The organism is Botrimarina colliarenosi (assembly GCF_007859955.1).
Taxonomy (GTDB): Bacteria; Planctomycetota; Planctomycetia; order Pirellulales; family Lacipirellulaceae; genus Botrimarina; species Botrimarina colliarenosi.
In genome coordinates, this window is record NZ_SJPR01000002.1 from 533995 (window position 1) to 546608 (window position 12614).

Below are 12614 nucleotides of genomic sequence, written 5' to 3' on the forward strand. Positions count from 1 at the left end.
ACCCATGCCGCTCGGCCGCTTGCTGCTGATCACCGTCTCCCTTGTCGCCTCGACCGGCCTCGCCAGCGCGCAACACGACCGCGCCGACTGGGACCGCCAACGCGCACGGATGGTCGAAGCGGCGATCATCGAGGCGGGCGTCACCAACCAGCGGGTCGTCTCGGCGATGCGCGCGACGCGACGCCACGAGTTCGTGCCGCTCGCCCAGCGCCGTCTGGCATACCAAGACATGGCGTTGCCGATCGGCGCGAGCCAGACGATCTCGCCGCCGTTCGTCGTCGCCTACATGACCGAACAGCTCGACCCTCAGCCGACCGACAAGGTGCTCGAGATCGGCACCGGCTCGGGCTACCAAGCCGCGGTCCTCTCGCCGCTGGTGGCCGACGTCTACACGATCGAGATTGTCCCGTCGCTCGGCAAACGGGCGGCGAAGACGCTCAGCCGCCTCGATTACGACAACGTCCACGCCCGGGTCGGCGACGGCTATCAAGGCTGGCCCGAGGCGGCGCCGTTCGACAAGATCATCGTGACCTGTTCGCCAGAGAACCCGCCGCCGAAGCTCGTCGAGCAGCTGGCCGAAGGGGGGCGGATGGTGATCCCGCTCGGCGAGCGGTTCCAGCAGAACCTTTGCCTCATGCGGAAGGTCAATGGCGAGCTTGAGCGGGAACCACTGCGGGCGACGCTGTTTGTGCCGATGACCGGCGCCGCCGAGGAACGCCGCGAGGTGCTGCCCGACCCCGAGCGGCCCGCGATCGTCAACGGCTCGTTCGACGAGATCGCCGACGATGAGATGGAAGAACCCCTCCCCGCCGGCTGGCACTACTTGCGGCAGGCGGAGATTGACGCGAAGGCCCGCCCCGACGACCCAGCGATCGCCTTCAAGAACGACGAGCCGGGGCTCCCGAGCCAGGCCCTGCAGGGTTTCCCGATCGATGGCCGGCGGGTGAAACGGCTGCGGGTCGGCTTCGCCGCCAAGGGGGAGGGGATCCGCTTCGGCCAGCAGGCGTCGCAGTGGCCCTACGTGGTCGTCAGCTACTACGACGAACGCCGTGTCTGGCTCGGCGATGAGGTGATCGGCCCGCTGCGGGGCAGTTTCGACTGGATCGAGCGGAGCGAGGAGCTGCCGGTCCCGGCGTCGGCTCGCGAAGCAGGGCTGCGGATCGGGCTGCTAGGGGCGGTTGGCAAGCTCTGGCTCGACGACGTGCGGATCGCTCCGGCGGGTGGTTGATCGAGCCCCCTCTTGGGAGCGGTTACGCGGGTCAAGCCGGCCTAAAGGGTCAAGAGCCCCCAGTCGCTAAAAACCCCGCAAACGCTTGAAATCCCCACCGAGACGGCTATCCTGGCCAACTGCCGAGCAGCCCTCGGCCCCGGCGCCAGCTTAGCGCCGAGACCGTTCACCGGAGGAGATTTCCAACATGAGCCGCACCCGCATGCTTCGTCGCTCGCTTCTGACGCTCGCGTCAGCCACCGCTGTTTCCTTCCTCGGTGCCAGCGCCGACGCCTTCTGGGCCAGCCACGGCGGGCTCGGCTCGTATGGCAGCGCAGGCTCATACGGCAGCGCGGGCTCGTACGGCTCAACAGGTTCCTACGGCGGCAGCTACTCGGTCAGCTACGCCTCGAGCGGCTCCTACGGCAGCACGGGCTCGTACGGCTCGACAGGTTCCTATGGCTCGACGGGTTCCTATGGCTCGACGGGTTCCTACGGCAGCACCGGTTCTCACGGCTCGCATGGCGTAGGTCCGATCCGCCGCCTCGCTCAGCACATCCGGGCGAAGCACGCGGCCCGCGGCTCGTACGGCAGCACGGGCTCGTACGGCAGCACGGGCTCGTACGGCAGCACGGGCGGTTACAGCTACGGTTCGACGGGCAGCCACGGGTCGACCGGCAGCTATGGCTCGACGGGTGGCTACGGTTCGACTGGCAGCACGGGCGGCCATGTTATCTACGACGGCGGCTACTCGACGACAACGACCACCAGCGAAACGGTGATCGCCAAGTCGGAGACGCCCGCCAGCGGCTCGCTCCGGGTCCGCGTCCCGGCCGACGCCGTTGTGTTCGTCAACGACCACAAGACGAGCAGCACCGGCTCGATGCGTAACTACGTGTCGCACGGCTTGGCGAAGGGCGAGTCTTACCAGTACCGCGTCCGCGTCGAGTACGAGATGGACGGCAAGCAGGTCGTCGACTCGAAGGTCGCCACGCTGACCGGTGGCGGCACGGCCGAGCTGACCTTCGGCGACAGCGACCCCGTCGTCACCGCCCCGGCCGAGGCGAAGACCAAGCTCACCCTGTCGGTGCCCGAGGGCGCCGAGGTCAAGCTCGCCGGCGTGACGACCGACCAGTCGGGCGCCAAGCGGGAGTACCTGACCTCGCGTCTGCCGCTCGGCGAGACCTGGGACGCCTACACCATCGAGGTCTCTCTCGACGGCCAGACCCTGGAGCGGACGATCACCCTGGTCGGCGGCGAGAGCCAGCACGTCGTCTTCGACTTTGCTAGCGACGTCGCCCAGGTTGCCGCTCGCTGAGCCGCGACGGCTTCTCAAGTCTTGATAGCAACACGCCCCCGCACCGGCTTAGTCCGGTGCGGGGGTTTTTCGTTGACCAATCGCTTCGGGCGGAAAGCGAGCCGGAGGGCGTCAGCCCCCGGAGCAACCCGGGTACCCTTCGCCCTCCGGGGGCTGACGCCCTTCGGCTCGCTGGTTGTACTGGCTCGTCCTCGCGGGCTTGCTTACCTACCGGCGTTGCCATCGCTAGCGGATTCGCCTATTCGTTAGCAGGTCTCATCGGCTCCAACCCCCCTCCGTTTCGGCTCATGGCCAAATCCGGCAAGAAGCGCGACCACCAACTAGCCGAAGGGCAGGGGGGGCAGACTGCGTCGAAAGGGCGTCCTGCGGTGTGGGTCCGCATCCTGATCAGCATCGCGGTTCTTTGGCACGTCTTCGTGGTGTTCATCTCACCGCTAGCGGTGCAGCCCGCTTCGATCCTCGTGGCGGGGATCGCCACGTCGCCTTACGTCCGCTGGTACACCGACTCGCTCTACCTGAATCAGGGCTACCACTTCTTTGGGCCCGACCCACCGCGGAACCATCTGGTCCGCTATAGCGTGACCGACCAGCAGGGCGCCGTGGTGGCCGAAGGGTCGTTCCCCGACAAAGCGGCCCAGCGGCCGCGGCTGTTCTACCACCGTCATATGATGCTCGCCGACCAAGCGGGCAACGGACCGCCCGACATCCCGGCCGACGATTGGCTGCGGTTCTCGCTCCGCGCGTACGCCCGGCAACTGCTGCGTACTTACGACGGCGAGCGCGCGGCGATCGAGTGCGTCGTGCACAACCCGCTCACGCCGCGGATGTCACTTCAGGGGGTCGATCCCAACACTCCCGAAACGTTTGAGACAGTGATGGTCGTCGAAGAGTCGGCCGCCGCGCTCGCGGAGCCGCTGCCGATCCCCGCGCCGCCGGCCCCCGAAACGACCGCCGAATCGCTGCCCGCGGGGAACGATCTATGAAATCGGCCTTCACCGCCATCCGTGGCTACTTCGCCGAGCTCGCCGGCGCGTGGGACGACTTCTGGTTCAATCCGGTCGACCCGGCTGTGTTGTGCGCGATCCGCGTCGTGACGGGGATGCTGCTGTTCTGGACCCACCTCGTCTGGTCGTTCGACCTGATGGCGTTCTTTGGGCCCGAAGGCTGGATCCCGCCCGAGATGCGCGAGCGCCTCGACGGCCCGCGGATGGCCCTCGGGTTCTTCGATCTAACGCAGGCGCCTTGGGCGGTCTGGACCTTCCACGTGCTGAGCCTGATCGCGTTCTTCTTGCTGACGATCGGCCTCTTCAGCCGGACCGCGGCGGTCTGGTCGTTCTTGGCGGCGCTCAGTTACGTGCTGCACGTCACGCCGGGCGCGTTTTTCGGGCTCGATAAGATCAACTGCTTCCTGGCGATGTACGTGATGCTCGGCCCGTGCGGCGCACGGTACAGCGTCGACCGGTTGCTGCGGGTTCGGCGTGGCCGCGTCGACGCCGACCCCGACTACGTCGACGAGTCGTGGTCCGCCAACCTGGCGCTGCGGCTCTTGCAGCTGCACGTCTGCATCATCTATCTGTTCGGCGGCCTCGGTAAACTGCTCGGCCGTGCGTGGTGGACGGGCGAGTCGACGTGGCTCTCGGTCGCGAACCCGGAGTACCGGTCGCTCGACATGACGTGGATGGCGGACTGGCTGCGGCTGGCCGAATTGATCGCCCACGCCACCGTCTTTTTCGAGCTCTTCTACTGCTGCCTGATCTGGAACCGCTGGGCCCGCCCCTGGGTGCTGCTGATGGCGGTCAATGTGCACGCCTTTATCGGCTTGGCGATGGGCATGCCGGAGTTCGCCCTGGCAATGCTGGCGATGAACGCGGCGTTCTTGCCGACCGGACTGGTGCGGGGCGTGCTCGATCCCGTGAGCAAACGAACCGGCGGGATGCTGGCCAGTAAGCCGAAGCCCAAAGAGCCGAAAGAGAAGACGAAGGAGTAACCGCCAAGACGCCAAGGAACGCCAGGAAAAGGCTTTTTGGACAGGATTCACAGGATCGACTGGATAAGCGATTCGGCATTCATCCTGTAAATCCTGTAAATCCTGTTAATCCTGTTAATCCCGTCCGACTTTACCTTCCCTGGCGCTCTTGGCCTTGGCGATCCCTGGCGCTCTTGGCGTCTTGGCGGTTCCCCACCGCTAGTTCCGCGCGAACCGGCCGCCTAAAATGGCGGTCTTACCCCGATAACGGCCGCCCCAATCGTAGGGGGCGCCAACCCGCCAATTGGCCCCAGCGCCAATACCACCCAGCAGAGACTCTTCCCCGTGTTCGAGACCATCGCGATCGTGGGCGCTACCGGCGCCGTCGGCGGCATCATCCGTAAGCTGCTCGCCGAACGGAAGTTCCCGCACAAGCAGATCCGCTTCCTGGCGTCCAAACGCTCGGCCGGCACGACGATCGAATTCGCGGGCAAGACTTACACTGTCGAGGAGATGACCCCCGAGGCGTTCCGCGGCATCGACCTGGCGATCGGCAGCACGCCCGACCCGGTCGCCAAAGAATTCGTCCCCTGGGCCAAGGAGGCGGGCTGCGTCGTCGTCGACGAGAGCGGCTTCTGGCGGATGGACCCGACCGTCCCGTTGGTGATCCCCGAGGTGAACCCCGAGGCGGCGTTCACCCACCAGGGCGTCATCGCCAGCCCCAACTGCAGCACCACCCAGATGGTGCAGTCGCTCAAGCCGCTGCACGACGCGGGCCGCGTCCGCCGCGTCATCGTGAGCACCTACCAAGCGACCAGCGGCGCCGGGGTCGAGGGGCAGCGCGAGCTGATCGAGGCGTCACGGGCCGCGCTCGACGACCAGGCGCACCAAGCGAAGACCTTCGCCCACTCGATCGCCTTCAACCTCATCCCCCAGATCGGCTCGCACAAGCAAGACGGCTACACGTCCGAAGAGATCAAGATGGTCCTCGAGACCCGCAAGATCCTCGGCGACGAGTCGATCCAGGTCTGCCCGACCTGTGTCCGCGTGCCGGTGAGCAACTGCCACAGCGAGAGCATCCTGGTCGAGACCGAGCGCAAGATCACCGCCGAGGAGGCGCGCGAGCTGTTCGCCGCCACGCCGGGGCTGAAGGTGGTCGATGATCTGGCGAACGGCCAGTACCCGATGCCCAACAACTGCGACGGCGACGACACCACCTTCATTGGTCGCATCCGCGAAGACCTTTCGTGCGAGAACGGCTTGGCCTTCTGGTGCGTGAGCGACAACCTTCGTAAGGGGGCCGCGACCAACGCCGTGCAGATTGCCGAGTTACTGACACGCAATGCGGCGGCGGTCTAACCGCGTGGCCGTCGAAAGCAGTTCCGTCGTCGCCGCGACCCGCTGGCTCAAGCTCACCGTCGCCTACGACGGCGCGGCCTACGCCGGCTGGCAGTGGCAACCGACCGAGCCGACGGTGCAGGGCGTGCTCCAAGACGCCTGGCGGACGATCACCCAAGAAGAACCGCGTCTCACCGCCAGCGGCCGCACCGACGCGGGCGTCCACGCCGAGGGACAGGTGGTTGGCGTCGAGACGGCCTCCACGATCGAGCCGCGGCGGCTGCTGCGGGGCCTCAACGCGCTGCTGCCCGACGATGTCGTCATCCGGGCCGTCGACCCGGCGCCGGCCGGGTTCCACGCCACGCACGACTCGCTCCGCAAGACGTACCGCTACCAGCTGCACACCGGCCCGACGCCGCCGCTGTTCGACCGCCGCCACGTCTGGCACTGGCGAGCCGGGCCGCTCGACGCGGAGCGGATGGGGCAGGGGGGGGCGTGCTTCGTTGGCCGGCACGACTTTGTGTCGCTCGAATCGGTTGGCTCGGAGCGATCGAGCACCGTCCGCACGATCACCGACCTGACGGTCACCACCCGGCCGGTCGACGGCGGCGAGCGGATCGACATCACGGTCACGGGCGACGGCTTTCTCTACAACATGGTCCGCACGATCGCCGGCACACTGGTCGAAGTCGGCCGCGGCTCGAAGCCGCCCGAATGGGTCGCCGAAGTCCTCGCCGCCCGCAACCGAGCCAAGGCAGGCCAAACCGCCCCGCCACAGGGGCTTTTTTTGGTGCGGGTGGAGTACTCGTAGGAACTCCGCATTGAAAGCAATCGTTGGTTAATGGCTGGAACCGTACACAAGGTACAAAATCCGTCATAGGATTCTGAGCGTCGATTCGACGAAAACGTGCTCAATCGATTTATCGGATAAGCACTCTTGTTGCTTAGTCCGTGCCTTCCTTCGACGGATTCTTATCGTCAAAACGTTCGTTTTCGCGATAAGAAGGCAGGTCGCTAATTGACCAAGGACGACGCCTCCTGTGCACTATTGTTACGCGGCAGGTTCGCCCGGAGGTCGCCCACGAACGAGTCAGCAGACCTGCTCAGAAGTCGCCGAGGTGAGCTGCACCGACGCGAGTTAGCCGGGAGCCGATCTGCGGACGGATGGTCCAACGAATGGCACTTAGTTCTTGCTAACCCGTTTGAGGATATCGAGTTTGGTTTCGGCTCGTGACTTCATCAGGAGGTCGTACGGGGCCTTCCGCTTCTTCTTCCGGCGTGGCTCGAAGCGATCGGGTCGGTTGGCGACCCGGTGGGTGGCGATGGCGTCGAGCAGCTCTTGGTAGAAGTGACTGCGGCGAGAACGGTTGCGTGGCCCGATCTGCGCGATCAAGGGTTGGAAGGCTTCGAGCGTTTGCATCGCTCCCTTGAAGCTGAGCGTCCGAGGCAGCACGCCGTGCTTCGCGGCGGCCTGCGCCATGACCGTGCGGATCAGGTTGTAAGCCAGCAGGTGGGTCCAAGCTTCCTTGCGGACCGATTCGGGCGTCTTGCAACGCAGCACGTCCATCTGCATCGTCGTCTTGATAGACCGCAGGTCGAGCTCTTGGTTCCAGCGAGCCCGGTACAACTCGGCCAGTTCTTGCTTGGGGTATCGCTGCGGGTCGAGCAACGTCGTGACGACTGGTACGGAAGCCGGGCGTTGTGATGCGAACCCGCGCCTCGCGGACCGTCAGCCAGTCGGGCAGTGCGTGATAAGTCGGCCAGTCGATGGTTCGGATCGAGCTGGGCTTCGACCATTGGACGATGTGATCCTCCTTCCCGAACCTCTGCCCAAGTCGGAAGTCCGCGCTGCGGTGGGCTCGGTTCATGCGGCTCACGAAGTCGATCCCCCGCCGCTTCAGCGTGAGGATCTCCTTCCACGTCCCCAGCTTGCAGTCGGTCAATAAGACGTCGCCCTCGACGAGCACGCCCCACAGACGTTGAAGCAAGGTGACCTCCCCGGTCCCTTTGCCGGCGTACGGGCAGAATCCCAGGTTCAGCACGGCGCCCGTGCACAACGACGAGATTACGCCCAGCCGAGCGATCGGGAAGCCGGCGCCCGGCTTCGACTGGCTCGTCTGCGGGTACTCGGCCTGGTTGGCCGCCGTGTCGGACATGGTGACGGTCGAGCCGTCGAACATCCGAACCCGGCGTCCCTTCCAGAGCCACTCTTTCTTGACCTGGGCGTCGAGCGAACGCCCTGTCTCGCGGACCGCTTCGGCGAAGAACGCCTCCGGCAATCGCTTGCGAGCTTGGCAGTAGCCGCCGGTCTCGGCGGAGCACCGGCTCTCACCACCAGCGACCCGGTGAGCGATCAGCCTCGCTACAGCCGCTCGGCACGAGTGATCGGCGCTGAGCACCTGGCCCAGGAAGACCCACAGCGTCGTCAGCGGTGTGTAGATCCGATCGACCCAACCGCCCTCGATCGTCGCGAGCGATCGCGATAAGGTCTTCTCGCTGAGCACGTCGCCAAACGGAAAGCCCTCGTCCTGCAAGAACTGCCGGCGCAGAAAGCTGATCTGGCTACGACAGCGTCCGTCGGTAATGCTTCGCATCGCGGGGCCTCCTTGCCTTGGATGGGTTGTCTGACAACTCCCATCTAGGCGAGCGAGGCCCTTCTTCGTAGGTCAATTCCACGCAACGACTTGCGGCGAACTAAGTGCCATTCGTTGGACCAACCGACGCGCCTTACGCCCCCCTTCACGCATTTTTCACGCCATTTTTCTCACGGGCGCTACCCACGGGGGGGGGGGGGCGCTTGGTTATACTCTCGGGTTCTGCCTTCCGGCCTGAACCACCATCCCGAGCACGAGCATCGTTCCAATGATCCGCACCTTGATCCTCCCCCTGCTGCTGGCCGCCGTGGCGGGCGTGCCGGCTGCGGCCGGCACGGTTTCTTTTGACTTCGCCACGGTCGGCAACGCCGGCAACGCGGCCGACCCCCAGACCGGCTTCGGCGCAGTCTCTTACAACTACGCGATCAGCAAGCACGAAGTCACCAACGCCCAGTACACGGAGTTCCTCAACGCGGTCGACCCGACCGGCGCCAACTCGCTGGCGCTCTACAACCCGAGCATGTCGGGCAACTTCGGCGGCATCGAGAATACCGGCGCGACCGACGGCGCCCGCTACATCGCCCAAGCGGGCCGCGAGCAGAACCCGGTGACGTTCGTCTCGTTCTTCGACGCGATGCGGTTCACCAACTGGCTGCACAACGGCCAAGGCAGCGGGGGCACGGAGACGGGCGCTTACGCGATCGGTAGCGGCGTGGATGAAGTCCGCTCAGCGGACGCCAAGTTCTGGGTCCCGAGCGAGGACGAGTGGTACAAGGCGGCCTACCACGACGCGTCGGCAGGCACGGCGGGCGTTTACTTCGACTACGCCACCGGCAGCGACAGCGTCCCCGTGAGCGACCAGCCGGGCGATGATCCCGGTGCGGTGAACTACTTCAACAACGACGGCGCCGCCAACGGCTTCAACGACGGCTACGCCGTGAGCGGCTCGACGAGCTTCCCCAGCAGCACGAACCGGTTTACCGACGTCGGCGCCTACACGGGTGCGGCGAGCCCCTACGGCACGTTCGACCAAAACGGCAACGTGTGGGAGTGGAACGAAGCGGTCATTAGTTCTTCTTTCCGCGGCTTGCGGGGTGGTTCGTGGTACAACAGCTCGAGCGGCCTGCGGGCCGCCGACCGGGTCAGCGGCAACCCCACGCTCGAGTTCGGCATCGTAGGTTTTCGCGTGGCAACCGTCCCTGAGCCAAGTTCGTTGCTGATCGGGGCTTTGGCAGCCGTAGGATTATTGTTGCGGAGAAGAGTGTAGGATCACCCTTGGTTCTTTAACCCTATAACCCTTTGCCTTTACGCCGCGCAGCGGCGTGCGAATTTTTTCGAGAACGGAGTCTCACGATGAGACGCAAGGACTTGGCAGGACCGGGGCGTGAACCCCCGGTCCTGCTTGTCAAATGGTATGACCTGACGCGCTGGATCCTGGAGAAGGTCGACAGCATCCCCAAGAGCCAGCGGTTCGTCTTCGGAACGCGGCTGGCCGACCACGCGATCGGCGTGCTGGAGACCCTTGTCGAGGCGTCGTACAGCAGCACGAAGGCGGCCCTGTTGGCCGACGCCAACCGCAAGGTCGAGACGCTCCGCTGGCTGGTGCGACTAGGGCCTCGCCGAATGCGGCGGATGCTGGGGGGTTGGCTCAAGCAAGCGCAGAGCAAAGAAGGAACGGCATCGCACGGAGGCCGCTTTGAAGTGTCACAAGCGGCTGTTTGACCGGGTTGTCTCTACATGCTGGCGATCTGGCTGCTGTTGATGATCGTCTGTCGGCAATTGGGGCACATCGCCGACGCTTCGCCCGCAACTTGGCTCGCTGGGCCGTTCTATCTGATGAGTTGGGGGCCGTTTATTGTGCTGGGAGCCATCGGGATCATTTTGACGACTTGCGCCGGAACGCTGGCGGTCCACGATCCCCAGTGGTGGGACTGGGGCACCAATTGGCTGAGTTGGCTGGCAAGTCGGCTGGGCTGGCTCTGGCCATGGCGGAGCAGGGCGGCCAGCAAATCCCCGGCATGACGCCCTCCGCAGGCCCCCAACGTCGGTCTTTCGACGACCGTGACGGTCAGATAGACTCTAAGGTCTGGCTGGGTCAGGACTTCGGAACCCCGTAGGGGCGGCGAGTGGCGCGGAATAACGAGATCGTCGGCGACTACCGCCTTTTCCACATGATTCGCGCTGGCTCGGTCTACGAGATCTGGGCCGTTCGGCCCGTCTCGGGGAACGAGTCGTTCGCCATGAAGTGGATCCCCAAGGACAGCGCCAAGTACGACGGTACCGCCGTCCGCGAGCTCAAGCACGAGTACAACGTCGGCAAATCGCTCGAGCACCCGTCCGTCATCAAAACCTACGACTATGGCTCGGGGAAGAACGGCGCGTGGCTCCTCATGGAGTTCTTCAAGACGCCCAACCTAAAACAGCAGATCATCGCCAACGTCAAAGCGCTGCAGTGGCGGGTGAAGGACGTCCTCACCAACGCCGCCGCCGGCCTCGCCCACATGCACGACCAGGGCTGGGTCCACCGCGACGTGAAGCCCGACAACTACCTGATCAACGACGCCAACGAGGTGCGGCTGATCGACTTCACCATCGCCGCCAAACAGACCGGGGCGATTGGCAAGCTGTTCGGCGCCAAGTCCAAGATCCAGGGCACCCACAGCTACATGAGCCCCGAGCAGATCCGAGGGCAGGGGGTCGACCCGCGGGACGACATCTACAGCTTCGGCTGCCAGGTGTTCGAGGTGCTCGCCGGCAAGCTGCCGTTCACCGCCAACACGCCGCAAGAACTGCTGCAGCGGCACCTGAAGTCGCGCCCGCCGCAACTCAACGTGCTCGATACGAACATCCACCCCGACTTCGCGGCCTTCGTCAACAAGATGCTCGCCAAGAAACGCGAAGATCGGCCGCAGTCCATGAAAGAAGTCATGGTGAAGATCAAGACCGAACCGATCTTCTACATCCCGCCAGAGAAGCCGAAGGCGGACGAGCCGGTTGAAGAAAAGAACGATTAACCACGCAGAAAAGATTCACCACAGAGAACACGGAGAAGCCGTGAGGCGATGGAAGGCGGCATGACCGGCTTTCCGAACAAAAAGCCTCTCGGCGTTCTCGGTGCTCTCGGTGGTGATTAAAGAACAAGGTACAAGCGATGTCAGCCGGTCCTGGACTTGAATTCGAACAGCCGCTCCAAACGCTGGAGGCTGAGGTGCGCCGTCTCGAGACGGACGCCGAGAAGACGCCGCAACAGCACGAGGAGCTCCGCGCCACCAAGCGCCGCCTCGCCGACAAAACGCGCGAGGTGTACGCCGGGCTCGACGCCTGGGACACCGTCCGCGTCGCCCGACTGCAGGACCGGCCCAAGTTCACCGACTACGTCGAGCTGGTCTTTGACGAGTTCGTCGAGCTGCACGGCGACAAGTTCTACGGCGACGACCGCGCGCTGCGCACCGGCTTCGCCAAGCTCGACGGCATGAAGGTCATGCTCGTCGGCCACCACAAAGGCAAGACGTTCAAAGAACGGACCGAGTGCTACTTCGGCTGCGCCCATCCCGAGGGCTATCGCAAGTCGATGAGCAAAATGAAGATGGCAGCCAAGTATGGCATGCCGATCGTCTGCCTGATCGACACGCCGGGCGCCTACCCAGGCATCGGCGCCGAAGAACGCGGCCAAGCTCAGGTGATCGCTGAGAGCATGCTGCTGATGTCGAAGTTGCCAACGCCCATCATCTGCGTCGTCATCGGCGAAGGTGGTTCGGGCGGCGCGCTGGGCATCGGCGTCGGCGACCGCGTCGCGGTGCTGGAGCACGCCTACTACTCGGTCATCAGCCCCGAGGGTTGCGCCGGCATCCTCTGGAAGAGCCACGACTTCGCCGACAAAGCGGCCCGCGCGTTGCAGCTCACATCGAAGCGACTGCAGGAACTCGGCGCCATCGACGACGTGATCGAAGAGCCGCTCGGCGGCGCCCACCGCGACCACTACCAAATGGCGGCGCGGCTCAAGCAGTACCTGGTCAAGCAACTGCGCGAGTTGTCTGAGAAGCCCAAGGATCAGCTCGTGGCCGACCGCTATGAGAAGTTCCGAAAGATCGGACAGTTCCTGGACGGCGGCGCGGCGTAATTGCTTTACTCAACCGCAACGGAGGCGAAGTGATGAGGACTCGATACTCTTTGGGGGTGCTCTTCGTCCTG

At 64.9% G+C, this 12614-nt stretch carries 13 protein-coding genes; 12 read left to right on the forward strand and 1 reads right to left on the reverse strand.

Annotated elements, in window-relative coordinates; all coding sequences use genetic code 11:
• The first annotated feature begins 4 nt into the window (after positions 1–4).
• The 6 genes from Pla108_RS10090 to truA all read left to right on the forward strand — a co-directional run bounded on the left by Pla108_RS10090 (position 5) and on the right by truA (position 6640).
• Positions 5–1228, forward strand: coding sequence for a protein-L-isoaspartate(D-aspartate) O-methyltransferase (locus tag Pla108_RS10090; protein ID WP_197526452.1), 1224 nt, complete (start codon positions 5–7; stop codon positions 1226–1228).
• A gap of 187 nt (positions 1229–1415) precedes the next feature.
• The gene (locus tag Pla108_RS10095; protein WP_146444803.1) at positions 1416–2525 is read left to right on the forward strand and encodes a TIGR03000 domain-containing protein; all 1110 of its coding nucleotides are present in this window, start codon (positions 1416–1418) and stop codon (positions 2523–2525) included.
• Positions 2526–2812: 287 nt separating this feature from the next.
• The gene (locus Pla108_RS10100; RefSeq protein WP_146444804.1) at positions 2813–3508 is read left to right on the forward strand and encodes a hypothetical protein; all 696 of its coding nucleotides are present in this window, start codon (positions 2813–2815) and stop codon (positions 3506–3508) included.
• Entirely contained in the window at positions 3505–4512 is a 1008-nt protein-coding gene (locus tag Pla108_RS10105; protein ID WP_146444805.1) for an HTTM domain-containing protein, read from the forward strand. Before Pla108_RS10100 ends, Pla108_RS10105 begins: the two co-directional genes overlap by 4 nt.
• A gap of 324 nt (positions 4513–4836) precedes the next feature.
• The gene (locus tag Pla108_RS10110) at positions 4837–5850 is read left to right on the forward strand and encodes an aspartate-semialdehyde dehydrogenase (RefSeq protein WP_146444806.1); all 1014 of its coding nucleotides are present in this window, start codon (positions 4837–4839) and stop codon (positions 5848–5850) included.
• Positions 5851–5854: 4 nt separating this feature from the next.
• Positions 5855–6640, forward strand: coding sequence for a tRNA pseudouridine(38-40) synthase TruA (gene truA / locus Pla108_RS10115; RefSeq protein WP_197526453.1), 786 nt, complete (start codon positions 5855–5857; stop codon positions 6638–6640).
• Positions 6641–7012: 372 nt separating this feature from the next.
• Here the strand turns inward: truA and Pla108_RS10120 are convergent, their stop codons facing one another.
• Complete coding sequence (locus Pla108_RS10120; RefSeq protein WP_146444808.1) at positions 7013–7498, reverse strand: transposase; 486 nt, start codon at positions 7496–7498, stop codon at positions 7013–7015.
• Between the two features lie 320 nt (positions 7499–7818).
• Here Pla108_RS10120 and Pla108_RS10125 point away from each other — a divergent pair, with 320 nt between their 5' ends.
• The 6 genes from Pla108_RS10125 to Pla108_RS10145 all read left to right on the forward strand — a co-directional run bounded on the left by Pla108_RS10125 (position 7819) and on the right by Pla108_RS10145 (position 12543).
• Complete coding sequence (locus Pla108_RS10125) at positions 7819–8130, forward strand: hypothetical protein (RefSeq protein WP_146444809.1); 312 nt, start codon at positions 7819–7821, stop codon at positions 8128–8130.
• A gap of 561 nt (positions 8131–8691) precedes the next feature.
• On the forward strand, positions 8692–9690 hold the full coding sequence (locus Pla108_RS10130; RefSeq protein WP_146444810.1) for an SUMF1/EgtB/PvdO family nonheme iron enzyme: 999 nt from the start codon (positions 8692–8694) through the stop codon (positions 9688–9690).
• An 86-nt stretch (positions 9691–9776) separates the two neighbouring features.
• The gene (locus Pla108_RS10135; protein WP_146444811.1) at positions 9777–10145 is read left to right on the forward strand and encodes a four helix bundle protein; all 369 of its coding nucleotides are present in this window, start codon (positions 9777–9779) and stop codon (positions 10143–10145) included.
• Between the two features lie 15 nt (positions 10146–10160).
• Positions 10161–10445 (forward strand): hypothetical protein, encoded by a 285-nt coding sequence (locus Pla108_RS20970; RefSeq protein ID WP_197526454.1) that lies wholly within the window; start codon positions 10161–10163, stop codon positions 10443–10445.
• A 104-nt stretch (positions 10446–10549) separates the two neighbouring features.
• Positions 10550–11437 carry a serine/threonine protein kinase gene (locus tag Pla108_RS10140; RefSeq protein WP_146444812.1) on the forward strand — a complete coding sequence of 296 codons (888 nt, stop codon included), beginning with the start codon at positions 10550–10552 and terminating at the stop codon, positions 11435–11437.
• 137 nt (positions 11438–11574) lie between these two features.
• A complete protein-coding gene (locus tag Pla108_RS10145) occupies positions 11575–12543 on the forward strand; it encodes an acetyl-CoA carboxylase carboxyltransferase subunit alpha (RefSeq protein WP_146444813.1) in 969 nt (322 codons plus the stop codon).
• Positions 12544–12614 lie beyond the last annotated feature (71 nt).